The organism is Micromonospora sp. CNZ286 (assembly GCF_014207755.1).
The window spans coordinates 1,242,989-1,266,686 of record NZ_JACHIZ010000001.1; the positions used below are offsets into that span (position 1 = coordinate 1,242,989).

At 74.8% G+C, this 23,698-nt stretch carries 21 protein-coding genes; 11 read left to right on the forward strand and 10 right to left on the reverse strand.

What is annotated here, in order from left to right; genetic code table 11:
* Nucleotides 1–17 precede the first annotated feature (17 nt).
* Nucleotides 18–1,409, reverse strand: a complete 1,392-nt coding sequence (lpdA, locus tag FHX31_RS05960) for a dihydrolipoyl dehydrogenase (RefSeq protein ID WP_184975391.1) — start codon at nucleotides 1,407–1,409, stop codon at nucleotides 18–20.
* A 179-nt stretch (nucleotides 1,410–1,588) separates the two neighbouring features.
* Between lpdA and FHX31_RS05965 the strand changes: the two genes are divergently transcribed.
* Nucleotides 1,589–1,918, forward strand: coding sequence for a hypothetical protein (locus FHX31_RS05965; RefSeq protein ID WP_013287729.1), 330 nt, complete (start codon nucleotides 1,589–1,591; stop codon nucleotides 1,916–1,918).
* A gap of 74 nt (nucleotides 1,919–1,992) precedes the next feature.
* Here the strand turns inward: FHX31_RS05965 and FHX31_RS05970 are convergent, their stop codons facing one another.
* Nucleotides 1,993–3,561 (reverse strand): leucyl aminopeptidase, encoded by a 1,569-nt coding sequence (locus FHX31_RS05970; RefSeq protein WP_184975395.1) that lies wholly within the window; start codon nucleotides 3,559–3,561, stop codon nucleotides 1,993–1,995.
* A gap of 166 nt (nucleotides 3,562–3,727) precedes the next feature.
* Here FHX31_RS05970 and gcvT point away from each other — a divergent pair, with 166 nt between their 5' ends.
* A complete protein-coding gene (gene gcvT, locus FHX31_RS05975) occupies nucleotides 3,728–4,852 on the forward strand; it encodes a glycine cleavage system aminomethyltransferase GcvT (protein WP_184975398.1) in 1,125 nt (374 codons plus the stop codon).
* A 10-nt stretch (nucleotides 4,853–4,862) separates the two neighbouring features.
* Here the strand turns inward: gcvT and FHX31_RS05980 are convergent, their stop codons facing one another.
* From FHX31_RS05980 to FHX31_RS05990, 3 genes are all read right to left on the reverse strand, one after another.
* The gene (locus FHX31_RS05980; RefSeq protein ID WP_114921057.1) at nucleotides 4,863–6,152 is read right to left on the reverse strand and encodes a DUF2314 domain-containing protein; all 1,290 of its coding nucleotides are present in this window, start codon (nucleotides 6,150–6,152) and stop codon (nucleotides 4,863–4,865) included.
* Nucleotides 6,153–6,215: 63 nt separating this feature from the next.
* Nucleotides 6,216–6,989: an adenosylcobinamide-GDP ribazoletransferase gene (gene cobS, locus FHX31_RS05985; RefSeq protein ID WP_091331087.1), complete on the reverse strand. Its 774-nt coding sequence runs from the start codon at nucleotides 6,987–6,989 to the stop codon at nucleotides 6,216–6,218.
* Complete coding sequence (locus FHX31_RS05990; protein WP_184975401.1) at nucleotides 6,979–8,952, reverse strand: bifunctional adenosylcobinamide kinase/adenosylcobinamide-phosphate guanylyltransferase; 1,974 nt, start codon at nucleotides 8,950–8,952, stop codon at nucleotides 6,979–6,981. Before FHX31_RS05990 ends, cobS begins: the two co-directional genes overlap by 11 nt.
* 269 nt (nucleotides 8,953–9,221) lie before the next feature.
* Here FHX31_RS05990 and FHX31_RS05995 point away from each other — a divergent pair, with 269 nt between their 5' ends.
* Nucleotides 9,222–9,422, forward strand: coding sequence for a hypothetical protein (locus tag FHX31_RS05995; protein ID WP_013287723.1), 201 nt, complete (start codon nucleotides 9,222–9,224; stop codon nucleotides 9,420–9,422).
* Nucleotides 9,419–10,213: a site-2 protease family protein gene (locus FHX31_RS06000; RefSeq protein WP_013475714.1), complete on the forward strand. Its 795-nt coding sequence runs from the start codon at nucleotides 9,419–9,421 to the stop codon at nucleotides 10,211–10,213. Before FHX31_RS05995 ends, FHX31_RS06000 begins: the two co-directional genes overlap by 4 nt.
* Nucleotides 10,214–10,265: 52 nt before the next feature.
* Here FHX31_RS06000 and FHX31_RS06005 read toward each other — a convergent pair whose 3' ends face one another.
* Both FHX31_RS06005 and FHX31_RS06010 read right to left on the reverse strand, forming a co-directional pair.
* The gene (locus tag FHX31_RS06005) at nucleotides 10,266–11,264 is read right to left on the reverse strand and encodes an aldo/keto reductase family protein (protein WP_184975403.1); all 999 of its coding nucleotides are present in this window, start codon (nucleotides 11,262–11,264) and stop codon (nucleotides 10,266–10,268) included.
* A 44-nt stretch (nucleotides 11,265–11,308) separates the two neighbouring features.
* Nucleotides 11,309–11,968 (reverse strand): TetR/AcrR family transcriptional regulator, encoded by a 660-nt coding sequence (locus FHX31_RS06010; protein WP_013287720.1) that lies wholly within the window; start codon nucleotides 11,966–11,968, stop codon nucleotides 11,309–11,311.
* Nucleotides 11,969–12,048: 80 nt separating this feature from the next.
* Here FHX31_RS06010 and FHX31_RS06015 point away from each other — a divergent pair, with 80 nt between their 5' ends.
* Complete coding sequence (locus FHX31_RS06015; RefSeq protein ID WP_184975406.1) at nucleotides 12,049–12,528, forward strand: cupin domain-containing protein; 480 nt, start codon at nucleotides 12,049–12,051, stop codon at nucleotides 12,526–12,528.
* An 81-nt stretch (nucleotides 12,529–12,609) separates the two neighbouring features.
* Here FHX31_RS06015 and FHX31_RS06020 read toward each other — a convergent pair whose 3' ends face one another.
* Nucleotides 12,610–14,475, reverse strand: coding sequence for a WG repeat-containing protein (locus FHX31_RS06020; protein ID WP_184977752.1), 1,866 nt, complete (start codon nucleotides 14,473–14,475; stop codon nucleotides 12,610–12,612).
* Between the two features lie 2,433 nt (nucleotides 14,476–16,908).
* On the opposite strand from FHX31_RS06020, the gene FHX31_RS06025 reads away from it, so the two are divergent.
* From FHX31_RS06025 to FHX31_RS06040, 4 genes are all read left to right on the forward strand, one after another.
* Nucleotides 16,909–17,493 carry a hypothetical protein gene (locus FHX31_RS06025; RefSeq protein WP_141722606.1) on the forward strand — a complete coding sequence of 195 codons (585 nt, stop codon included), beginning with the start codon at nucleotides 16,909–16,911 and terminating at the stop codon, nucleotides 17,491–17,493.
* Nucleotides 17,494–18,645: 1,152 nt separating this feature from the next.
* On the forward strand, nucleotides 18,646–19,497 hold the full coding sequence (locus tag FHX31_RS06030) for an ABC transporter permease (RefSeq protein ID WP_013287715.1): 852 nt from the start codon (nucleotides 18,646–18,648) through the stop codon (nucleotides 19,495–19,497).
* Between the two features lie 28 nt (nucleotides 19,498–19,525).
* On the forward strand, nucleotides 19,526–20,326 hold the full coding sequence (locus tag FHX31_RS06035) for an ABC transporter permease (protein ID WP_184975409.1): 801 nt from the start codon (nucleotides 19,526–19,528) through the stop codon (nucleotides 20,324–20,326).
* A complete protein-coding gene (locus FHX31_RS06040; protein ID WP_030273040.1) occupies nucleotides 20,323–21,300 on the forward strand; it encodes an ABC transporter ATP-binding protein in 978 nt (325 codons plus the stop codon). The genes FHX31_RS06035 and FHX31_RS06040 overlap by 4 nt, the downstream gene beginning before the upstream one ends.
* On the opposite strand, the gene FHX31_RS06045 is transcribed toward FHX31_RS06040, so the two are convergent.
* Nucleotides 21,284–21,844 (reverse strand): helix-turn-helix domain-containing protein, encoded by a 561-nt coding sequence (locus tag FHX31_RS06045; RefSeq protein WP_013287712.1) that lies wholly within the window; start codon nucleotides 21,842–21,844, stop codon nucleotides 21,284–21,286. The two genes, FHX31_RS06040 and FHX31_RS06045, sit on opposite strands and share 17 nt — an antisense overlap.
* 67 nt (nucleotides 21,845–21,911) lie before the next feature.
* Between FHX31_RS06045 and FHX31_RS06050 the strand changes: the two genes are divergently transcribed.
* Nucleotides 21,912–22,700, forward strand: coding sequence for an AzlC family ABC transporter permease (locus FHX31_RS06050; RefSeq protein WP_013475720.1), 789 nt, complete (start codon nucleotides 21,912–21,914; stop codon nucleotides 22,698–22,700).
* Nucleotides 22,694–23,002, forward strand: coding sequence for an AzlD domain-containing protein (locus FHX31_RS06055; RefSeq protein WP_013475721.1), 309 nt, complete (start codon nucleotides 22,694–22,696; stop codon nucleotides 23,000–23,002). Before FHX31_RS06050 ends, FHX31_RS06055 begins: the two co-directional genes overlap by 7 nt.
* A gap of 69 nt (nucleotides 23,003–23,071) precedes the next feature.
* On the opposite strand, the gene FHX31_RS06060 is transcribed toward FHX31_RS06055, so the two are convergent.
* Nucleotides 23,072–23,677, reverse strand: coding sequence for a DUF3043 domain-containing protein (locus tag FHX31_RS06060; RefSeq protein ID WP_013287709.1), 606 nt, complete (start codon nucleotides 23,675–23,677; stop codon nucleotides 23,072–23,074).
* Nucleotides 23,678–23,698 lie beyond the last annotated feature (21 nt).

A 23,698-nucleotide genomic window follows, 5' to 3' on the forward strand; every position in this document is an offset into this window, starting at 1 on the left:
ACGCCGCGGTTGTCGTGTCAGGCGTGCGCGTGCAGCGGCTTGCCGGCCAGGGCCAGGTGCGCCTCGCCCAGAGCCTCGTTCTGCGTCGGGTGGGCGTGCACGAGCTGCGCCACCTCGGCCGGGTACGCCTCCCAGTTGTAGATGAGCTGCGCCTCGCCGATCAGCTCACCGACCCGGGCGCCGACCATGTGCACGCCGACCACCGGGCCGTCGTCCACCCGGACCAGCTTCACGTGGCCGGCGGTCTTGAGGATCTGGCTCTTGCCGTTGCCGCCCAGGTTGTAGTTGTAGGTCTTGATCTTGTCGGCGCCGTACTGCTCCTTGGCCTTCGCCTCGGTCAGGCCGACCGACGCCAGCTCCGGGTCGCAGTAGGTGACGCGCGGGATGCCGGCCTCGTCGATCACGGCCGGGTTCTTCCCGGCGATCTCCTCGGCGACGAAGATGCCCTGCTGGAAGCCGCGGTGCGCGAGCTGCAGGCCGGGCACGATGTCGCCGACCGCATAGACGTTCGGCACGCTGGTGCGCAGCCGCTCGTCGGTCAGCACGTAGCCGCGGTCCATCTTGACGCCCTGCTCCTCGTAGCCGAGGCCGGCGGTGTTCGGACCGCGGCCCACGGCGACCAGCAGCAGCTCGGCCTCGACCGTGTCGCCGCCCTGAATGGTCAGCTTCACGCCCTTGTCGGTCTTCTCGACCCTCTCGAACGGCTTGCCGACCTTGAAGTTGATCTTCCGCTTGCGGAACGCCCGCTCCAGCGCCTTCGACGACTCCTCGTCCTCGGCGGCGACCAGGCGGGGCAGCGCCTCGACGATGGTCACGTCCACGCCGAAGGACTTCCAGACGCTGGCGAACTCGACGCCGATCACGCCGCCGCCGAGCACGATCGCCGACGACGGGACGCGGTCCAGGGTCAGGGCGTGGTCGCTGGTGATGATCCGCTCGCCGTCGACGTCCAGGCCGGGCAGGCTCTTGGCGTACGAGCCGGAGGCCAGCACGACGTTGCGGCCGGTGTAGCGCTTGCCGTCGACCTCGACGACGTTCTTGCCGACCAGCTTGCCGGCGCCCGCCACGAAGGTGATCTTCTTGTTGCCGCCCACCAGGCCCTGGAGGCCCTTGTACAGGCGGGAGATCACGCCGTCCTTGTACGAGTTGACGGCCTTCATGTCGATGCCGACCAGCTCGGCCTTCACGCCGAATTGCTCGGACTCGCGGGTCTGGTCGGCGATCTCGGCGGCGTGCAGCAGCGCCTTGGTCGGGATGCACCCGTTGTGCAGGCAGGTCCCGCCCAGCTTGCTCTTCTCGATGAGGGCGACGGAGAGGTCCAGCTGGGCGGCACGCAGCGCCGCCGCGTAGCCGCCGCTACCACCTCCGAGGATGACGATGTCGAAGGTCGTGTCGTTCGGCTCGCTCACATCCAACTCCCAGGTCGCGTCACTGCATCGGGGGTTACGGCGGAGTAACAGGCACACCCCACCTCGGTCATCTTGTCACCACCACGGACCGAGCGCGTACCGAGGTGCCCAACGACACGTCGGTGACACGTACCCTTGGCACCGTCTTCGATGACGGCGCTGGGGGAGGAGTGGATTCGGTGGGGCTGTTCCGACGACGTAAGCGGGCGGCCCCGGCGAGCCGCGACCGCGCCGCCGACCGCGCCGATCTGGACCATCTGGAGAACTTCGTCCGGACCCGCAAGGGCGTCGAGGCGTACATCGAGCCCCGTACGACGGTCACCGAGACCACGATCATGCTGATCGCCGACGACGGCGAGTGGACCCGGCGGCGTGTCGGCGGGCCGGACGAAGCACGCCGCTGGGCGCACCGGATCGCCATCCCGATCTACGACGTGCGGCTGATGGGCTATCCGCAGCGCATGCGCGACTACAACGAGCGCCGCAAGCGCCGCCCCGAGCTGTTCTGAGCTATCTGCGCGCGGGTGTTAAAAAGGGCCCCTTCTACAACGCGAGGCGTTAAGAAGGGGCCCTTCCTTACCCGTCAGCCGTTGGTGGCGACGTCCTCGACCAGGTGCACGAGCGTGCGCACCGGCACGCCGGTGCCGCCCTTGGTCCAGTAACCGGTCGCCTCGCCCGAGTGGTAGCCCGGACCGGCGATGTCGATGTGCGCCCACGCCACGTCGTCGGTCACGAACTCGCGCAGGAACACGCCGCCCTGGAGCATGTGCCCGGCCCGGTCCATCCCGGCGTTGACCTGCGAGATGTCCGCGACGTCCGACTCCATGCCCTTGCGCACGTCGTCGGGCAGCGGCATCGGCCAGGCCGGCTCGCCGGTCGCGTCACCGGCCACCCGCACCCGCTCGCACAGCTCCGGGGTGCCCATCACACCGGCGATCCGCTTGCCCAGCGCGATCACCTGGCCGCCGGTCAGCGTGGAGGTCTCGAACAGGTAGTCCGCGCCGTCCGCGCAGGCCCGCGCCATCGCGTCGGCAAGCACCATCCGGCCCTCGGCGTCGGTGTTGAGCACCTCCACCTTCTTGCCGTTGAACATGCTGATCACGTCACCCGGCCGGTAGCTGGTGCCCGACGGCATGTTCTCCGCCATCGGCAGGTAGCCGGTGACGGTGACCGACGGCTTGAGCGCCGCGACCGCCAGCATGGCCGCGCCGACCGCCGCCGCGCCGGCCATGTCCGACTTCATCTCCCACATGCCCTGCGCCGGCTTGATCGAGATGCCGCCGGTGTCGAACGTGATGCCCTTGCCGACCAGCGCGACCCGCTTGCCGTTGCCACCACCGGCGGGCGTGTAGGTGAGCTTCACCAGCCGCGGCGGGGCCTCGGAGCCCTGGCCGACGGCGAGGATGCCGCCGTAGCCGCCGGCCTTCAGCGCCGCCTCGTCCAGCACCTCGACCTCCAGCCCCGCCTCGCGGGCGGCGGCGGAGACGACGTCGGCGAACGCCGGGGGACGCAGGTCGTTCGGGGCGGTGTTGATCCAGTCCCGGCTGGTCCGCACCGCACCGGCCACCGCCTGTGCCCGCGCGATCTCGGCCTGGGCGGTCGCGTCGGCCGCGTCCGGCACCGCCACCAGCACCTCGGCCACCGGCTCGCGCCGGGCCGGCTGCGGCTTGGTCTTGTAGCCGGCGAACCGGTAGCCGCCCAGCAGCGCGCCCTCGGCGACCGCGCGCAGCGCGGCCGCGGCGTCGGCGTCGTCGGGCAGAGGCAGGGCCAGGGCGACGCGCGGGGCACCGGCCAGCGCCCGCACCGCGGCACCGGCGGCCCGGCGCAGCGACTCCGGGGCCGGAGCGGCGCCCGAGGGCTCCGAGCCGAGGCCGACCGCCACGACCAGCGGCGCGGTCACGGTACCCAGCGTGGCCAGCTTGATCACCTCGCCCGGGCCACCGGTCGCGCCGAGCAGGGCCAGCGTCTCGGTCAGCTTTCCGTCGAACGCGGCGGCGATGCTCTCCCCGCCGGTGGCCAGCAGCAGGGCGTGGGCGGGTGCGCCGTTGCCCGGCTCGGTGGTCTGGCTGTGCACGCCGATCACGATCGCGTCGACGGCGAGTTCGGCGGGGTCGGTGTCGACCAGGCTGAGGGTGGTGCGGGGCGATGTCACGAAAGCTACTCCGGGCGGGCCGGGCCGGCCGCGTCGTCGCGTACCGGCGATGAAGGTCTCTCCGGCGGCAACCTACCCGCCGGGAGGCGTGGCTGTCCCGCCGATGCGTGCCGACGGGATCCCGCCGATGCTAACCACAGCGGTCCGGGCCGGTAAGTTGCCACCCATGACCGAGGTGACCTCCGACGCCGCCGAGACCCGGCTGCGCCGATCCCCGCTGCACGAGCGGCACACCGCGCTCGGCGCGAAGTTCGCCCCCTTCGGGGGCTGGCAGATGCCCCTGGAGTACGCCGGTGGCGGCGTGCTCAAGGAGCACACGGCAGTCCGCGAGGGTGTCGGCGTGTTCGACGTCTCGCACCTGGGCAAGATCCGGGTCACCGGGCCGGGCGCGGCGGACTTCGTCAACGCCTGCCTCACCAACGACCTCGGCCGGATCACACCCGGCCAGGCGCAGTACACGCTCTGCTGCGACGACGCCACCGGCGGCGTGGTGGACGACATCATCGCCTACCTGCACGCCGACGACCACGTCTTCCTGGTGCCCAACGCGGCCAACACCGCCGAGGTGGCCCGCCGGCTGCGCGCCGCCGCGCCCGAGGGCGTCACAGTAACCGACGAGCACGAGGCGTACGCGGTGCTCGCCGTGCAGGGACCGCGCTCGGCTGAGTTGCTGGGCGCGCTCGGCCTGCCCACCGGGCACGACTACATGAGCTTCTCCACCGCCACGCTCGACGGGGTGGAGCTGACCGTGTGCCGCACCGGCTACACCGGCGAGCTGGGCTACGAGCTGGTCGTGGCGTCCGAGCACGCGGTCGCCGTCTGGGACGCGCTTTTCGCCGCCGCAGACGACGTACGCGCCTGCGGCCTGGCCGCCCGGGACACGCTGCGCACCGAGATGGGCTACCCGCTGCACGGGCAGGACCTGTCCCCGGAGATCACCCCGGTGCAGGGCCGCTCCGGCTGGGCGGTCGGCTGGGACAAGCCAGCGTTCTGGGGCCGCGACGCGCTGCGCGCCGAGAAGGCCGCCGGCCCGGCCCGTACGCTGCGCGGCCTCACCGCCGTCGACCGGGCCATCCCGCGCCCCGGCATGGCCGTGTACGCGGGCGACCGGCAGGTCGGCACCGTCACCAGCGGCACGTTCAGCCCGACGCTCAAGCACGGCGTCGCGCTGGCGCTGGTCGACACCGACCCGAAGCTGGCCGACGGCGACGAGCTGGAGGTGGACATCCGGGGCCGCCGTGCCCGGATGCGCCTGACCAGGCCGCCGTTCGTCAAGCCCTCGGTGCGCTGAACCGCGCGGGTCAGTCCTCGCCGCGCTCCCCGGCGTCGAGGACTGCCTGCGTCCAGCCGCCCTCCAGTACGCCGGTGCCGTCCAGCACGGCCCAGTCGACCACGTCCGACGCCTCCACCACCACCGGCGAGCCGATCCGCACGCCCGGGTCGGTGTTGGCGTCGCTGGCGCTGGCGCCGACGATCCGTTCCGGGGTGTCCCACGAGGTCACTCCGGCCCAGACGTACTCGGGGCCGTCGTCGCCGGGCAGGCCGTACTTGACCACGAGCTGGCTCTCCTCGGGCAGCCGCCCGGCCAGGAACCGGGCCCGGATGTCGCCGAGCGCCTCTCGGGCGGTCTCCACCGCGCGGCTCATCGCGTCCCCGGTGCGGGTGTAGCGCACGTCCGGCTGGATGCCGTTGAACAGCGTCGCGCAGGCGGCGGCGAAGTAGCGGCCGGGCGGACCCGGATGCCCGGGCGGCGGGTTGAGGCTCAGGAACGAGTCGGCGTCCGGGTCGGTGGCCGGGTCCAGCTCCAGCCGCAGCAGCACCGGCGCGGTCGCGCCGTGCTGCTCCGGATTGCCGTACGCCACGGCGATGTCGTGCCCGGTCACCGTGGCCAGCACCGGAAGCTGTACGAACGCCGGCACCTCCTCGCCTGCCAGCCCGTCGGTCCAGTCCCGCAGCAGCCGCCGGGCCGCGCCCGTCATCACCGCGCCCCACGCCCGGGTCAGGTGGTCCGGTACGCCCTGGGCCTGCAACTCCAGCAACCCGAACCGGCGCAGTCCCTTCGTGGTGAACCAGAGCCCGTCGGAATCCGAGGAGTAGGGCACCAGCACCCAGTCGACGAGCCGGATCCGGCCCTGCTCGTCGGGCAGCGAGCGCAGCGCCGCCGCCGGGTCGAGGAACTGGAGCCCGAAGACGTCCACCACGTCCCCGCCGACCGTCTCGGCCACCGCCGCGGCCACGGCGCGGGCGGCCCACTCGTGCGCGGGCGGCCAGCCCGGCCGGTACTCGGCCTGCACCACCACCAGGTGGGTGGCGGCGGCCAGCCGGGCCAGCTGCTCCTCGGTGGCGCCGAACGCGGTGAGCAGGTCCGGCGGCAGCTCGGGGAACTCGTCCACGGTGCGGGTGTCCACGGTCATCAGCGGACTGTCGAGCATCTGCTTGGCCAGCCCGTGCACCGGCTCGGAGAGCCGGCCGGCCAGCCCTTCCACGGCTGTCTTCGGGCTCACCTTGGGCAGCCCGGTGATCGGTACCAGGTACGTCGCGTCGAGCGACTCGGGCACCGGTACCGGCAGGAAGTCGTCCGTGATGAGCATGCCGTCCCCCTCGACCGCGCCGGTGCACTCGCCCCGAACGCTACCCGCCCGGACCGGTGACGCTCAGCCGGTCAGCACCAGTCCCAGGTAGGACAGCGTGGTGACGATCTCCACGAGCGCTCCGAGCACGTCGCCGGTGATGCCGCCGAAGCGGCGTACCAGGTGCCGCAGCAGCCCGGCCGCGACGGCGAGCGCGGCGAGGACGGCGAGCGGCCCCTGCCACGGACGGTCCGGCACCGCGGGCACCGCCGCCAGCGCGACGGCGACCGCGCCGAGCGTCAGCGCGGTCCACCCGACAGTGCCGGCGACGAGCGCGCCCAGGCCCTCCGGCCGCGCGGCCGGCACGCCGCGCCGGCAGGCCAGGCCGACGGCCAGCCGCCCGGCCGCGGTCGCGGCGACCACGGCGGCGAACGCGGCGAGCGCGTCCCGGCCGGCCAACTCCGCGAGCACCGCGCTCTGGAGCAGGAGTACGACCACGAGCGCGACCACCCCGAACGGGCCGACGTCCGGCTGCTTCATGATCTCCAGCGCGGCCGGACCACGCCGGTACGAGCCGAGCGCGTCGACGGTGTCGGCCAGCCCGTCCAGGTGCAGGCCCCGGGTGAGCAGCGCGCCCAGCCCCACTGTGACCACCGCGGCGACGAGCGGTGGCGCGAGCGCGCCGGTGAGCAGCAGCACCCCGCCGAGTACGGCGCCGAGCAGCGCCCCGACCAGCGGCGCGAGCGCCATCGCGATGCCCGCGGCGGCCCGGTCGACCCGTCCGGCGCGTACCGGGAGGGTGGTGAACGTGGTGAGCGCCAGCCGGATGCCGTCGGCGAGCCGCGCCTCAGTCGGCACGTCGGCCGGGGGAGACCGGCTCGTCCGACCCGATCGTGGTCGGTCCCGGCCCGGCCGGCTCCGGCTCGGCGAAGTCCGGTTCGTCGTCGCCGGTGGGCTCGCCGGTGCCGGTGCCGGTGCCGGTGCGGTCGCCGGCGGTGTCGTCGGTGCCGCTGTCGTCGTCGATGCTGCTGTGGTCGGGGCCGCCCAGCGACGGGTGCACCGGCAGCGTGGCGGCGAGCGTCAACGCGGAGCGCAGCAGCGGCAGCGCGGCCAGCGCGGTCGCCCCCTCGCCCAGGTCGAGCCGCAGGTCCACCAGCGGGGTCAGACCGAGCACGTCGGCGGCGAGCCGTACGCCCGGACGGCCGCCGTGGTCGGGCAGCAGGCACCAGTGCCGGGCCTGCCCGGCCAGGTCGCGGCTGACCATGGCGGCGGCGGTGCCGACCGGCCCGTCCAGCAGCACCGGCACCTTGCGGGCGGTGGCGCCCAGCAGTACGCCGGTGGCCAGCGCGATGTCGCCGCCGCCCAGCTCGGCCAGGACGTCCTTGGCCTCCCGGGCGGAGCGCCGGGTGCGGTGGAGCGCGTCCCGCACCGCCGCGCAGCGGACCATCCAGGCGGTGTCGTCGATCTCGCCCTGCTCGGTGACCACCCGGCCGAGCACCGTCGGCGGCTCCGCGCCAGCGGTGGCCGCGAGTACCGCCGCGGCGGCGGCCTCGGCCCCCGCACCGCACGCGGCGAGCACCAGCAGCTGCACCCCCGCGTCGGCGGCCTGCTCGGCGAGCCGCCAGCCGTAGCGCAGCGCCGCCTCGACCTCGTCGGCGGACAGGGCCGGGCCGTCCTCCATCGGCGCCGCGACGGGCGCCTCGACGATCTGCAGGCCGGCCCGGTTCTCGGCGGCGAGCCGGGCCAGTGCGCCCCGGCCGGCGCGGGCCTGCCGGGCGCGGCGCGCCGACTCACCGGGCGTCGCGCCGGCCGACGCGCCGCCCTCGTGGTCGCCCTGGATCAGCAGGACGCGCACCGAGTCCCACGGACGCGGCGTCGAGGTGCCCTGGGTGGCGGCCGCGAAGCCGACCACCTGCTCCAGCACGCCGAGACCGGCGCCGGGGATGTCGAGGGTGGCGAGCCGGTCGACCGCCTGCGGCCCGGTGTAGTCGTCGGGCATCGGCAGTTCCATGCCCGGCTGGATGACCAGGCCGGTGGCGATCATCGGCAGCGCCATGGTGGGGGCGGCCCAGTCGCCCGTACCGGGCTCGTCGGATGTGGCCGGGGCGGGCACCGGGGCGGCGGCCGGGGTGAGCACCTCGGGCAGCGTCACGTCCCCGGCCCCGAGGTCGGCCGGTACGGCCTGGGCCGCCGCGTGATGGGGCGCGGCGGCGCGGCCGGGCTCGGTCTCGGGCGACGTGGCCGCGGGCGGCACGGCGTGCGCGGGGGCCGAAGTGGCCGGCTTCAGCCACGCCGTCTGACCGGCCACCACGAGCGCGACCGCGTCGCAGGCGTCGGCGACCGCGCGGTTGGTCGCGCCGAGCGCGTCGGTGAACGCCCGGCCCAGGGGCGTGGTGGGCACCAGGGACAGGCCCACCTCGGGGCTCACCAGCACCAGCCGGGCCGTGCTGGAGCGCACCGCCGCTGCCAGCTCGGCGATCGTCGCGGTGTCGTCGGCCGGCTGGTGGGCCGGGTCGAGCAGCACCGTCACCCAGCCGCCCAGGTCGTCCACGAGAAGCGTCTCGTTCGGCCCGGCGGCGGCGATCACCTCGACCAGCCGGCCCGGATCCGCCGCGGTCTCCTCGGTGCTCCAGCTCCCCGGGCGGCGGGCGCGGTGCGCCGCGAGGCGGGTCGCCCACTCGGTGTCCTCCGGATCCCCGGCCGGGGCGGTGGCCACGTACCGGACCGTGGGCGCGTCGGCGACCAGAGACTCGGCGAACTCGGACTTGCCGGAGCGGATACCGCCGAGCACCAGGAGGGTGTGCCACCCGTCAACGGACATGCCCGTACCTTAGTTCGCCCGCCCGCGTTCCGGGCAGCTCGCCCCTCCCCGCCCGCGCCCCGCCCTCTCGCGGCGCTGATCTTGCACTTGTGGCCCCCGGGATGCCGGGAATGACCGCTCTGTCGGGGCACTAACCGCAAGATCGCGGGTGCGGCCCGGCGGTGGGGGTGGGCATGATCCATGTGGTGGCGGGCCGTCGTCGGCGGGGCCGACTAGGCTTGCGGAGGTTTGGCGTCCCACGGGACGACGGCGGCGAGGGGAGACGCGGCATGGCGTGGAGCTGGCGGTACGAGGGCACGAACGGCGACGCGGCCGACGGGCCGGCCGAGTCGTTCCCGAGCCAGGCGGACGCCGAGTCGTGGATCGGCCAGGCCTGGCGGGAGCTCGCGGCATCCGGCGTCACCACAGTCGTGCTGGTCGAGGACGACCGGGTGGACTACCGGATGAGCCTGCAACCCCCGGCCGAATGACGGGCTACGACCGCCCGGGCGAGCCGCTGATCCTCGGCGTGCCCCGGGCGGCGTTCCGGCCCAGCCCGATCTTCCTGGCCCTGGTGGCACTCTTCGTCGCCTCCGGGGTGATGACCTGGAACCGGTACGGCAACGTCGGCTTCGACGTGTTCCTCTTCGTCGTCTCGGGCTGGCTGGTCTCGCTGTGCCTGCACGAGTACGCGCACGCCGTGGTCGCGTACCGGTCCGGTGACCGGGACATCGCGCACCGCGGCTATCTCACGCTCAACCCGCTGAAGTACACCAGCCCGCTGCTGTCGATCGTGCTGCCGGTGGTCGTGGTGCTGCTCGGCGGCATCGGCCTGCCCGGCGGCGCGGTCTGGGTGGACCGGCACGCGATCCCCGGCCGGCTGCGGCACACGCTGGTCAGCCTGGCCGGGCCGGCGACGAACGTGCTGTTCACGCTGGTGCTGGTCGCGGCGGTGGCGTGGGGGCCGGAACTGGGCGGGCCGCTGGAGTTCTGGGCCGGCGTCGGGCTGCTCGCGTTCCTCCAGCTCACCGCCAGCGTGCTCAACCTGCTGCCGGTGCCGGGCCTGGACGGCGGCAACATGCTCCAGCCCTGGCTCAGCCCCGCCTACCGGCGGATGTACGACCTGTTCGCCCCGTACGGCTTCATTCTGCTCTTCGCGCTGCTGTGGAGCCCGCAGATCAACCGGGTGTTCTTCGGCGCGGTCTTCGCCGTCGGCGACGCGCTCGGCCTGCCGCGCGAGCTGTACCAGATCGGCTACGCCCTGATCCGCTTCTGGGAGTAGCCGGCCCGGTCGTTCCCGGGCCGGTCCGAGCCGGCCCGGGAACGACGCGACGTCACGGGCGCTGAGCCGGGCTCTCGGTCTTCGCCGGATCCCGCTCGGTGACCGGCTCGACGATCTCGTCGATCGCCTTGAGCAGGTCGGCGTCGAGCTTCACGCCCGCCGCCTTCACGTTGTCGTGCACCTGCTCCGGCCGGGACGCGCCGACGATCGCCGAGGAGACGTTCGGGTTCTGGAGCACCCAGGCGACGGCGAGCTGCGGCATGGTCAGCCCGGCCTGCTCGGCCAGCGGCTTGAGCCGCTGCACGCGGGTGAGCACGTCGTCGGTCATGAACCGGGCGATGAACCCGGCGCCGGACTTCTCGTCGGTGGCGCGGGAGCCCGCGGGCGGCGGCTGGCCCGGCAGGTACTTGCCGGACAGCACACCCTGGGCCATCGGCGACCAGACGATCTGGCCGATGCCCAGCTCCTCGCTGGTGGGGATCACCTCGGTCTCGATGACCCGCCACAGCATCGAGTACTGCGGCTGGTTCGAGATCAGCGAGATGCGCAGCTCACGGGCGAGCGCGTGCGCCTCGCGCAGCTGGGACGCCTTCCACTCGGAGACGCCGATGTAGTGCGCCTTGCCGGAGCGTACGACGTCGGCGAAGGCCTCCATCGTCTCCTCCAGCGGAGTGCTGTAGTCGTAGCGGTGGGCCTGGTACAGGTCCACGTGGTCGGTCTGGAGGCGGCGCAGCGAGCCGTCGATCGATTCCATGATGTGCTTGCGGGACAGACCCCTGTCGTTGCGGCCGGGACCGGTCGGCCAGTAGACCTTCGTGAAGATCTCCAGCCCTTCGCGACGCTCGCCCTTGAGCGCGCGGCCGAGCACCGACTCGGCGCGGGTGCCCGCGTACACGTCGGCGGTGTCGAAGGTGGTGATGCCGCTGTCGATCGCGGCGCGGACGCACGCGACCGCCGCGTCCTCCTCGACCTGCGAGCCGTGGGTGATCCAGTTGCCGTACGAGATCTCGCTGACCATCAGGCCGGAGCGGCCCAGGTGACGGAATTCCATGCTCCCGACCCTAGACCCGCCCGGTCGCGGACGCCGTCCGGCGTTCACGCCCCCAGCAGCGCGTCGCGCATCCGGACGGCGAGCCACTGCCGGAAACTCTCCTCCGTCCACCCGCACCGCTGCACCAGCGCCGCGTAGTGCGCCGGGTCGTTGTAGAACCACAGCGCGTCGACCGCGCGGTCGGTGCCCGCGTCCGGCCGGAGCGGGCCGTCCAGGGTGAGCAGCCGGTCGACCACCATGGCGGCGCCCGCGCGGCGGTTGCGCAGCAGCGTCTCCCACAGTTCGGCCACCTCGGGCGCCTCGTCCGCCGCGCGGCGGACCGTCTCGAAGGCGCCGGCCGCGCGGTGGCCGATCAGCGTGCAGACCCCGGCGTACGCGTCGAGCACCGCGCCCTGGTCGGACGCCTCCCAGACCGGCTGGAACCAGGGGCGGCGCGCCACCGGCACCGGCTCGTCGTCACCGGCGAGCGCCTCGTCGAGCACCTGGCGCAGCAGGGCGGCCTTGGAGCCGAATGCGGCGAACACGGTGGGCCGGGCGACGCCCGCCTCGGCGGCCACGTCGGCCAGTGACGTCGCCGCGTAGCCGCGCGTCACGAACAGGTCGGTCGCCGCCCGCACGACCGCCTGACGGGTACGCCGGGCGCTCTCCTCGCGCACCGCCGAGCGGTAGGGGCGCGTCGACTTGCCGTCCTTGACTCCAGCCATGACCTCGCGATACTAACAATCTATTCACTAGACTCCTGGCTATCGAATGTTCTCACATTCACTGAAATCGGAGGCCACCCATGTCCGTCCGCCCCTACCTGCTCGGCCCCGACGACGGCGAGGCGTACTGGTTCCTCGGCAACCTGTGCACGTTGAAGGCCGGTGGCCGGCACACCCAGGACCGCCTCACCGTCGCCGAGTTCGTGAACCCGCCGGGCTTCGCCCCGCCCCTGCACCGCCATCAGGTCGAGGACGAGATGTTCTACCTGCTCTCCGGCACCGCCCGGTTTCACTGCGACGGCGAGACGCTCACCGCCGGCCCCGGCGACTTCGTCCTGCTGCCGGTGGGCCTGGCGCACACGTTCGTGGTCGGCCCGGACGAGCCGTTGCGCGCGCTCCAGATCACCACCCCGGCCGGGTTCGAGCGGTTCGCCGCGGAAGCAGGCGTACCGGCTCCGCACCGCCGGCTGCCCGACCCTGCGCCGATCGACCCGGCAGCGCTCGGGCACGCCGCAGCCCGCAACGGCATCGAACTGCTGGGCCCTCCGCCGACGGCGTGAGCGGCCGAGCCGGGGTCGCCGGGGCGGCCAGACGCTGACGGGCCGGGTCGCCGCCGCTCGAGGTGGCGTGCCGGGCGCGGGTCAGAGCACCGGGCTGGCGTCGGCGAGCAGCCGGTCGATCTCCGCGACCACCGCCGCGCGCCCCGGATGCACCGGGTCGATGAGCGGCTCGCCGCGCCGGTCCAGCGCGCCCCACCGGCCCGACTCGGTGGCGACCAGGAACGCCACCGGATGCACCACCACCGTCGGGTACGCCGGTGGCACCACCACCCGGCCGGCCCGGTCCACCAAGCCCCGGCGACCGGCCAGCTCGACCACCGCCAGTCCGTCGGCGGTGAACCCGTCGACCTCGCGACCGTCCGCGAGCGGCGTGCCGAGACGGTGGTACCGGGTCGGCACCACCACCTCGCCGGTCAGGTCCACCGCGCCCCAGCCGCCGTTCTGCCGTACCGCCGCCAGGCCGCTGCGGAACGGCCTGGCCTCCTCGTACCCGGGCGGGATCTTCACGATGTTCATCCGGTCGACGGCCATCCACCGGCCCTTGCCGTCCATCGACACCCAGGACAGCCCTTCCGAGAAGGGCACCACCGCCCGGTAGCCGTTGTTCGCCTCGATCAGCGCCGCGCCGGACGTGTCGATGAGCGCCCACCGGGACGCCTCCGGCCGGCGTACCCAGGCCAGACCCTCGTGGAACGGCTGCGCCTCGGCGTACCGGTGCGCGATGACCATCTCGCCGTCGGCGTCCGCGTACCCCCAGAGCTGTTGCTCCTCGTCGAACGTCGCCACCGGCGGACGCGGCGTGCCGAGCACCTCCTCGGGCCGGCGCGGCGCGGGCCCGAAGCCGTCGGCGGCGGCCCGCTCCGCGACCGCGTCCAGCGCGACCTCGACCCGGGCGTTGAGCTGCGCGTCCTCGCCGTGACGCAGGTCCAGCGCCCGCTCGAAGTGCAGGCACGCCTCGGTCAGCCGGCCCTGGTCGTAGCAGCACCGCCCGGCGTGCTCGTGCAGCAGCGCACGCAGCCGGTCCGGCAGCTCCGGCGAGTTCGCCTCCGCGAAGAGCCGGTCCGCCTCCGCGTGGTCACCCCGCCACCGCAGCGCCTCGGCGAGGCGCGCGCGGGCCAGCGCGGTCCGCCGGAACTCGCCGGTGGCCTCCGCGTACGTGACGGCGAGCCGCGCGTCCCCGAGCGCGTCGTCCAGGTCACCGAGGACCCGGGACGCCACCGCGCGCAGGCTGAGCAGCCGGGCCCGGCTGCGGTTGTCGAGCGTGGTGTCGAGCTTGCCGGTGAGCCCGTCCCGGATGACCCGCAACTGGGCCGGGTCGGGGGCCTGCTCGCGCAGCGTACGCGGATCCAGCTCCCAGCCGACCGCGGCGAGGGCCTGCTCCGGGTCGACAGGAGGCGGCGGCTCGGCGTCCGCCGCAGGTTCGGCGCCGTCGTCGGTTCCGGCTTCTTCGGGGGTACGCCGATCCTGCGCGTCGTCGGCGTCGGCGTGCTCGGTGCTGTTGGGGTGCTCGGCGCCGCCGGCGTGGTCGGCGTCGTGCTCGGTGCTTGTCGGCGTCGGTTCGGCGTCGTCGGCCTGCGTCTGTTGCGCGGGTGCGGCAACGGTGGCGTCCGTATCAGCGGCCGTGTCGACCGGCTCCGGGGTGGACGGTGCGGGCGCGGAGTGGCCGGTGCCGTCGGCCGCCGCTGGTCCCTGGGCTGTGCCGTCGGCGATGGTCTCGCGCGTCGTCTCCTCGGCAGTGCTCTTCGGTGCCGCGTCGTCCTGCCGGGTCTCGGTGGTGCCGGAGGCGGCGACATCGTTCGGAGTGCGCTCCGGCGCAGGGCTGAGCCGCTCGGGTGCGGCAGCCATCGCGCCGTGCGGCTCGGGCTCGGCGCGCGGACCGTCGGGTACGGGAACGCTGGTGTCCGCCGTCGTCGGCTCGGCCGGCGGCGGGGTGATCGGCGCGTGCACGGGTACGGCCGGTGCGCCGGTGGTCGTTGCGGCATCGACCGATGCGCCGACGGTCGACGCGTCCACGGCGGAGGCGGTGACGATAGGTGCCGGTGCCGGTGCCGGTGCGGGTGCCTGCGTCAGTTCGGGTGCCGGCGGTGCGTCGAGGGTGCCCGCGGGTTCGCTGGTGCTGGTGGATGCGGGTGCGTTCGCATCGGCAGTGGACGCCGGTGCTGGACCGCCGCTCGCACCGGGCACGGCGAGCACGGCAGCGCCTGGCGGCACCGCGGCATCGAGTTCCGGCGCCTTCCTCGCGTCCGCTGCGTTCGTCTCCACTGCGGTCGTTGCGGCTTCCGGCCCCTTCGCCGCCGCTTCCGGAGCCTCCGCCGCCGCTGGAGACCCGTCGTCAACGGTCGGGTGCGTGCCCAGCGTTGGCGCGCCGAGGGATGCCGTCGACGTCTCGACGGACGGCACCCCACTGCGCTCGCCACCCGAGGTCGCGTGGCCGGGTAGAGATCTTGGTACGAAAGGGCCCCCAGAGGGGCCGAAATCGTCCAAGATCTCCGGCGGTTTCGGGGCTTCCGCGGGCTGGTTCGGGCGGAACCACGCCTCGGCGCCGGGGGACGGTGGAGGCGTCTTCTCCGCCGGTCGGCCGTTCTCCGACGGCATGTCGCTCCGGACAGAGGACGTGCCGGCTCCGAGGCGGTCCGTGCCCTGTGTGGGCCGGGTGTCCGCGTCGGCTTCCGGACGGACGAGGTCCGCCCCGGACACAGCTTGGATGTCCACTCCGGCATCGGGCCGGCTTCCGTCCGAGCGGGACTCGGGCCGCATGCCTGCGTCGGCTCCCCGGACGCCTTCCTCTGCTGGGACGTCCACATCGGCCTGCGGCCGGCCGGTGGTCGGCGTGGCGTGGGCGGCGGTCCGGGACGTCGTCCCGGCGTGCGCGTCGACCACCGGACGGTCGACCACCGGACGGTCGACCACCGGACGGTCGGCGTCCGTGCTCGGCGTGATCGGGGTGCCGGGCGTGGTCCGGGGACGCGGGTCGGCTACGGGGCGATCGGCGTCCGCGCCCGAGACCGCACGGGTGCTCGTGCCGGGCGTCGCTCCGGAGTACGCGCCGGATCCGGGACCGTTGGTGCCCGCGCCCGCGCCCGCGCCCGCGCTCGTGCCCGTGGTGCCGGTGCCCGTGGTGCCCGTGGTGCCCGTGCCCGTGCCCGTATCCGTGCCCGTGCCCGTGCCCGTATTCGTGCCCGTGCCCGGCGCGGGTCGGATGCCTACTCCGGAGGTCGCTCCGGCGTCGGCTTCGAGACGGTTGGCGTCCGTGTGCGGAGCGGGACGGCTGCCCGTGCCTGTCATGGGCCGAGCCGCCTGTGCTTCCGGGGCGGCAGGGCCCATCGCCGGGACGACCGGTGGTGGCGTGGTCGGCCGGGCCGGGGCAGGGCCCGGATAGGTGGGCGGTGCGGGACGAGCCGGCGCGGCCTCGGTCGGCTGGACGGGACCGGCCGAAGGAGGCTCTTGACGTTCCTCGGTCCGCCCATGCGGCGGCGTGGGGTGGACGGGCTCCGCTCGTCCCGTGCCGGTCGGAGCCTGCGCATCGCCTCTGGGCGTGCCGACAGCCGGCGCGGGGGGAGTGACCCCGCCGGAGACCGGTGCGCCGGAAACGGGCGCACCCGAGGCGGGCGCACCCGAGGCGGGCGCACCGGGCTCGTCTCGGACGGGAACGGCCGGTGCGGAACCGCCGTCGGCGACGCGTCGGTCGGGCTCGGTCACCGGCGGACGGGTCGCCTCGTACCGACCCGGCGCCGGCATCCGGTGCTGCTCGTCCGTACCAGCTGGTGGCACGGGCCGCAGCGGGGCCTGGCCGGTCGACGGCGAGCCGTCACCGGAGTGCGCGGGCGTGCGCGGTGTCGACAGCGGATCCGGCACCGCCGGGACAGGGCGGGGACGGTCGTCGGGGCGCGGGTGCCCGGCCGACCCGGCCGTGCTCCTGCCCTCGGCGCCTCGGACCGGATGAGCATCGGGCCATCGCCCAGGCCGCGTCGTCCCCGGTGCGTCCGGCGGCGTCCGGCGCTCGTCCGGCCGCGCCGTCCGGGAATCGTCGGAACGCGCGGCGACCTCGTCCGGCCGGCGACGGTCCTGCTCCGGCTGCGCTCGACCGGCTTCCGGGCGCGACAGGGCGGCGTCGGGGCGCGACGGGGCGGCGTCGGGGCGCGACGGGGCGGCGTCGGGGCGCGACGGGGCGGCGTCGGGGCGCGACGGGGCGATGGGCGGCCGGGTGGCGTGGGGACGCGGACCGGTGCCGTCGGGCTGCGCGCCCGGACCGGCGGGCCGAGCGTCGCGTGGGTCCGGACGGACGGGACCGTCCTGCTCGGGACGGCGCGCGTCGGGGCGTGGACCGTCGGGGGGCGGCATCGGGTGCCGGGGCGGCATCGGCCGGTCCACGGGTGGGCGGTGCCGGTCGTCCGGCCGGTACGCGTCGGGTTCCGGCCGGGGGCGGGGCTCGATGACGGGCCACTCGCCCTGGTGCGGGCGGGGACGATCGGCCGGCGGGCGCTGCCAACGCTGGTCGGCGCCCGGCCGCACGGGGGCGGAGGCTTGCGGGTCAGCCGGACGGTGCCCCTGCGCGCCGTACCGGCCGGGTTCGCCCTGCTGCGCGGGCCGCCCGTTCTCGGGTGCCCGGCGCTGGGTCTCGGGGTACGCGGCGGCCTCGCGGCCCGGCGCACGATCGTCCCACCGGCCACCGGCCGGGTCGCGCCGGTCCGCCGGGGGACGTGGGCCGGGCTCGCGCCAGCTGTCACGCCCGGGCTCACGCCGGCCGTCGTGGCCCGAACCGGCCCGACCGGGTTCACGCCGGCCGTCGTGGCCCGGCTCGCTCCAGCCTGGTTCGCGCCGACCGTCGCGGCCGGGCTCGGCCCGGCCTGGCTCACGTCGGCCCGGCTCGCCCCGGCCGGCAGTGCTCCGCTCCGACGGCGGCACGGCCTGGTCACGCCCGTCGACGCCGGGACCGCGCCGACCACGGGCCGGATCGTCCGGTGACGGCTCCACGAAGGGGCCGCGACGACCATCGGGCAGGGGTTCGCGGCGTCCGCCGGGGGAGTGGTCCTGGCGAGCGTCGGGTGGCGTGCCCCATCGTTCACCGGAAGCCGCCGGACGACCGTCGGCCGGGGCGTGCCTGCGCGGAGCGGGGTGCGGGGTCTCGTTCGGCTCCGGCATCCAGCCCGGTTGGACGGCCTGGCGCGGTGGGCCGTCGGGGCGTACCCAGCGTTGGTCGAGCCGCTCCGGAGGCGGACCGGGGCGGTGGGGCCGACGGCCGTCCGCGCCGGGGCCGTCGGGATGCCCGCGCCGCTCGTCCGGCCCCGCGGGGCGCTGTCCGCCGGAACTGGCGGAACCGATCGGGTACGCCCCGCGCGAGGCGGCCGGCCCGTCCAGGTACGTGCCGCGTGGTCCTGCCGGCCCGTCGGAGTGCCCGCCGCGCGGCCCTGCCGGTCCGCCCGGATGCACGCCGCGTGGCGCTGGCGTGTTCGAGTGCCCGCCGCGTGGCCCGGCGGGGCTGGTCGGGTGCACCCCGGGCGGGGCCGCGGGACTGATCGGGTACCCAACGCGCGGGACCGCCGGGCTGACCGGGTATGCGCCGTGCGGACCGGCCGGGCTGACCGGGTATGTGCCGTGCGGGCCGGCCGGACTGACGGTCTCACCGCCGCGCGGGCCGGCCGGGCTGACCGGATGACCGCCGGCCGGGCTGACCGGGTAGGCGTCGCGTGGGCCGGCCGGACCCGCCGGGCGTCCGCCCTCGTGCCCGGGGGGCCGGAAACCGGCGGGGCTCACCGGGTACGTGTCCTCGTCCGGCGCGGGGCTGACCGGCCGTACCTCGGCGCGGCCGACAACGGGGCGCGGACGCGGCGTCAGGTTCTCGATGCCGATGTCACCCGGGTAGCGCTGCCCGGGGAACTGCGGCTGCCACTCGTGGGTTGGCTCGGCGGCCCAGGCCGGTTCGGCCGGCTCGCGCCAGCTGCCCCAGCCACTCATCGGCAACCCCTCCGGCCGCTCGCGCGGGACGGCCCCGGGGCCGGCTCGCGTCGCTCGCTCACGGCGGTGTCACCTCATTGGAAATTCTCGCGCTGGGGCGCCGGACGTGCCGGTACAGTCGCCCGGTCCAGCACGTCGTGGCTGCGGAAGGAGGGTAACGGCGTGGGCTCGGTCACCGCCACTGTGGCACCACCCACCGGCGCACACGTTACCCCATGGTTTCGGACATTCGGCGCGATCGCGGCGGCCGGGTTCCGGCGGCACGCGACCTACCGGCAGGCCGCCGTGGCGGGGTTGTGCACCAACACCGTGTTCGGCTTCCTGCGCTGCTACATCTTCCTCGCGGCGACGGGTGCGGCGGGCACCGTGGCCGGCTACGACAGGGCGCAGCTCGCCACGTTCGTCTGGGCCGGCCAGGGGCTGCTGGCGGTCATCGCCATCTGGGGCTGGACCGATCTGGCCGACCGGATCCGTACCGGCGAGGTGGCCGCCGACCTGCTGCGGCCGGTGCATCCGGTGACCAGCTACCTCGCCACCGACCTGGGCCGGGCCGGGTTCGCGTCGCTGGCCCGGCTGGTGCCGCCGCTGGTGGTCGGGCCGTTCTTCTTCGCGGTGTACGTGCCCCGGCACTGGGCCACGGTGCCGCTGTTCCTGCTCTCCGCGCTGCTCGCGGTGGTGGTCTGCTTCGGCTGCCGCTACCTGGTCAACGCCACCGCGTACTGGTTGCAGGACGTGCGGGGCCCGATGATCCTGTGGACGCTCGGCTCCGGCGTGCTGGCCGGGCTCTACTTCCCGCTCGGTTTCCTGCCCGGCCCGCTGGAGACCGTCCTGCGGTACGCCACCCCGTTCCCCAGCATCCTCCAGGTGCCGCTGGACGTGCTCGTCGAGCGGGAGCCGATGGCCACCGGTCTCACCCTGGTCGCGGTGCAGGCCGGCTGGGCGGTGCTGCTGCTGGCGCTGTGCCGGCTGGTGCAGCGTCGCGCCGAGCGCCGCCTGGTGGTCCAGGGTGGCTGAGCGCGCGAGCGCCCCCAGGGTGGCTGAGGTGGGTGAACTACGCGCGTACCGGGCGCTGCTCGGTGCGCAGGCGCGCTCGCAGGCGGCGTACCGCACGTCGTTCGTGGTGGACCTGGTCGGCAACGTGGGCGCCACCGTGTTCGACGTGGTCACCGTCCTGGTGATCTTCGGCGTGACGCGGGAGCTGGGCGGCTTCACGCTGCGCGAGACGCTCGTCGTGGTCGGCCTGTCGTCGTGCGGCTTCGCCACCGCCGACCTGCTGGTCGGCAACATCGAACGGCTTCCCCGGTACGTGCGCACCGGCCTCTTCGACGCCGTGCTGGTACGCCCGCTCGGTGCGCTGCCGCAGCTGCTGCTGATGGACCTGCCGCTGCGCAAGCTGTCCCGGGCCGTGTTCGGGCTCGCCGTGCTGCTGTTCGCGCTCGTCTCGGCCGGAATCGACTGGACGCCGGGGCGGGTCGCGCTGGCGGTGGTCGCCCCGCCGGCCGCCGTGGTCTTCTTCGGCTCGGTCTTCGTGCTGACCGCGACCGTGTCGTTCTACTGGGTCGACTCGGGCGAGCTGGCGAACGCGGTCACCTACGGCGGGCGCGACTTCACCTCGTACCCGATCACCGTGTACGGCGGCTGGTTCCGCGCGCTGTTCGCGTACGGGATGGGGTTCGCCTTCGTCAGTTACCACCCGGCGCTGGCGCTGCTGGGCCGCGCCGACCCGCTCGGCCTGCCGCAGTGGACGGGGTGGGCCGCGCCGGGCGTCGCGGTGGTCGCGGCGGCGCTGGCCGCCCTGGCCTGGCGCGTCGGGGTCCGTCACTACCGGAGTACGGGGTCATGAGCGTCATCGAGATGGACGGGCTGCGCAAGGAGTTCACGGTACGGGTGAAGGCCGGGCCGCTGCGGCGCGAGAAGCGGACGGTGACCGCCGTCGACGGGGTCGACCTGCGGGTGGAGCGCGGCGAGATGCTCGGCTACATCGGTCCGAACGGCGCCGGGAAGTCGACCACGCTGAAGATGCTCACCGGCGTGCTGACGCCGTCGGCGGGGCGGGCCCGGGTGTGCGGGCTGCGTCCGGTGGCCGACCGGACCCGGCTGGCGCTGCGCATCGGGGTGGTGTTCGGGCAGCGCTCGCAGCTCTGGTGGGACCTGCCGTTGCGGGACTCGTTCGACCTGTTGCGGCACGTCTACCGGGTGCCGGCCGGCGAGCACGCGGTCCGGCTGGCCCGCTGCCGGGAGCTGCTCGACCTGGACGGGTTCCTGGACACGCCGGTCCGGCAGCTCTCGCTGGGTCAGCGGATGCGCGGCGAGCTGACCGCGGCGCTGCTGCACGGCCCGGAGGTGCTGTTCCTGGACGAGCCGACGATCGGCCTGGACGTGGTGAGCAAGCAGGCGGTGCGCGGCTTCCTGGCCGAGCTGGGCCGGGCCGGGGACACCACGCTCGTGCTGACCACGCACGACCTGGCCGACATCGAGCGGCTGTGCCGGCGGCTCGTGGTGATCGACCACGGGCGGGTGGTGCACGACGGGTCGATCGCGGAGCTGCACCGCCGGTACGGCTCGCGCCGCATGGTGGTCGCCGAGCTGGACGCGGCGCTGCCCGAGCCGCCGGTGCTGCCCGGCGCGCCGGTGCAGCGGGTGGAGGCGGACGGGCGGCGGCTGGTCTTCGCGCTGGAACGGGCGAGCGTCGCCGAGGTGGTGGCCGGGCTGGCCGGCCTGACCACGCTGCGGGACATCTCGATCGTGGAGCCGGACATCGAGGAGGTGGTGACCCGGCTCTACCGCGCGCCGTCAGCGGTCACGGGTGCTCCATGACGAGTACGGCGAAGGTGCCGGGGGCCAGCGCCTCGTACCGGTGCGGGGTGTCACCGGGGAAGGTGGCGTAGTCGCCCGGCTCCAGCTCGACCAGGTCGGTCTCGGGGCCGACCCGCATCCGCCCGGCGGCTACCACGACGTGCTCGACGCTGCGCGGGGTGTGCGCCTCGGCGAGCCGTACCGCGCCGGGTTCCAGCTCCATCACGTAGACGTCGCGCCGGGCGTGCGGCGCCCCGGCCGCGAGCAGGGTGGCCGAGAAGTCGGCGTGCTCGGACCGGATCCGGGGCCCCTGCCCGGCCCGGACCACGCGGACGGCGGCGGTGGGTGGTTCGACCAGGCGGCTGAACGGTACGTCCAGCGCCACGCCGAGCGCCCAGAGCGTCTCCACGCTGGGGTTGCCGGACCCGGACTCCAGCTGGGACAGGGTGGACTTGGCGATCCCGGCGCGGCGGGCCAGCTCGGTCAGCGACAGGCCCGCGCGTTCGCGCTCGCGGCGCAGCGCGGCGGCGATGGTGGCGAGCGGGGGAGCGGGGTCGATCGCCATATGTTCGCTCCATCGGTCGGTTTGTTCGGTTTGACGAACCAGCGTGCTTCCGTTCAGGATAATGGACATGCGTACGGCATACCGAACGGGCGACGCCCGGGTGCTCCGCGACGTCGCCGCCATCGGCGCGGCGATGCTCGCCGTGGGCGCGTCGTTCGGCGCCGTGGCGGTGGCCGCCGGCCTGCCCGTCTGGGCCACGCTCGCCATGTCGGCGGTCGTCTACGCCGGTGGCGCCCAGTTCATGGCCGTCGGGCTCGTCGCGGCCGGCAGCCCGCTCGCGGCGGTCCTCGCCGGTCTGCTGCTCAACGCCCGGCACCTGCCGTTCGGCCTGGCCCTCGGTGGTGCGCTCGGTTCGCGGCGCGCGCATCGGCTGCTCGGCAGCCATCTGATGACCGACGAGGCCACAGCGTTCGCGCTGGCCCGCCCGGCCGGGCCGGAGCGGCGCCGGGCGTTCTGGCTCGCCGGGGTGCTGCTGTTCCTGGCCTGGAACGCCGGCACCGCGCTCGGCGTGCTCGCCGGCGGCGCGGCCGGCGACCCGGCGACGCTGGGACTCGACGCCGCGTTCCCCGCCGGGCTGGCAGCACTGCTGCTGCCCAGCCTGCGCGACCGGGAGACCCGCCGGGTGGCGCTCCTCGGCGCCGGCCTCGCCGTGCTGGCGACCCCGCTGCTGCCGGCCGGGCTGCCGGTGCTGCTCGCGCTCGCCGCGCTGGCCCTGCCGCTGCTGGCCCGCCGCCGGCTACCCGCCGCGCCGTCCGATGTGACGGCTGCGTCGCCCGATCCGGATGCCGCGCCGGACGGGACCGCTGACGAGGCGGCTGACGGCCGGAGTGTGCGGGCCGGGGAGGTCTCGTGCTGATCGCCGTGATCCTCGCGCTGGCCGCCGGCACCTACGGGTTCCGCGTCGCCGGGGTGCTGCTGCGGGACCGGCTGGACCTGCCGGAGTGGTCCCGTCACCTGCTGCCGATCGGCGCTGCCACGTTGCTGGCCGCGCTCGCCGCCACCGCGGCGCTCACCGAGGCCGGCGGCTTCGCCGGCTACGCCCGGCCCGCCGGTGTGCTCGTCGGCCTGCTGCTCGCCTGGCGCCGGGCGCCGTTCGTGCTGGTCGTGGTCGCGGCGGCGGCCACCACCGCGGTGCTGCGCCTGCTCGGGGTGGACTGAGGCCGGTCCTCGCACGAGAACGGCCCCTCACCGCCGGGGCGGGGAGGGGCCGAGTCGGGGCCGGTCCGGTCAGACCTTGTCGCCGATGTTCACCCGGGGTGCGGGAGCGCGCATCCGGCGGAACGTGATCGACCGCATGATCGCGTAGAAGTAGAGCGAGCCGAGCTTCTCGGTGCTCTTGGGGAAGCGCTCGCGGACCAGCCGCTTGATCTTCCGGGAGATCAGGATCGAGTCGATCAGCACGCCGAGCGCCAGCGCACCCCAGAGCACGTTCGACAGCAGCCGCACGATCGGCGGCATGGCCTGGTTGGAGCCGAACAGCACGATCAGCGCGCCGCCGAAGAACCAGGTGCCGATCGTACGGCGGGAGTCGACCACGTTGCGGGCCAGCAGCCGCTCGGGGCCCCGGTCACGCGGGCCGCCCTCGCGGCGGAACTCGGCGGCGGCCTCGGCGCGGGCGGCGCGGCGCTGCGCGCGGGCCTCCTCCTTGGTCAGCGGCTTCGCCGGCGCGGTCGGCCGGCGACCGGCGACCGGACGCTTCGGCGTGACCTGCCCGAGTTCCTTCTTGCTGGGCGTGTAGCCCCGAGGGCGGGCGGCGGACTCCTCGTCGGTCGTCACAGTGGTGACGGAATCCTCGACGAGGTCGGCGGGCTTGCGGCGAAACAGCGACGGCACGCGGCAAGGGTAGCCAACCGG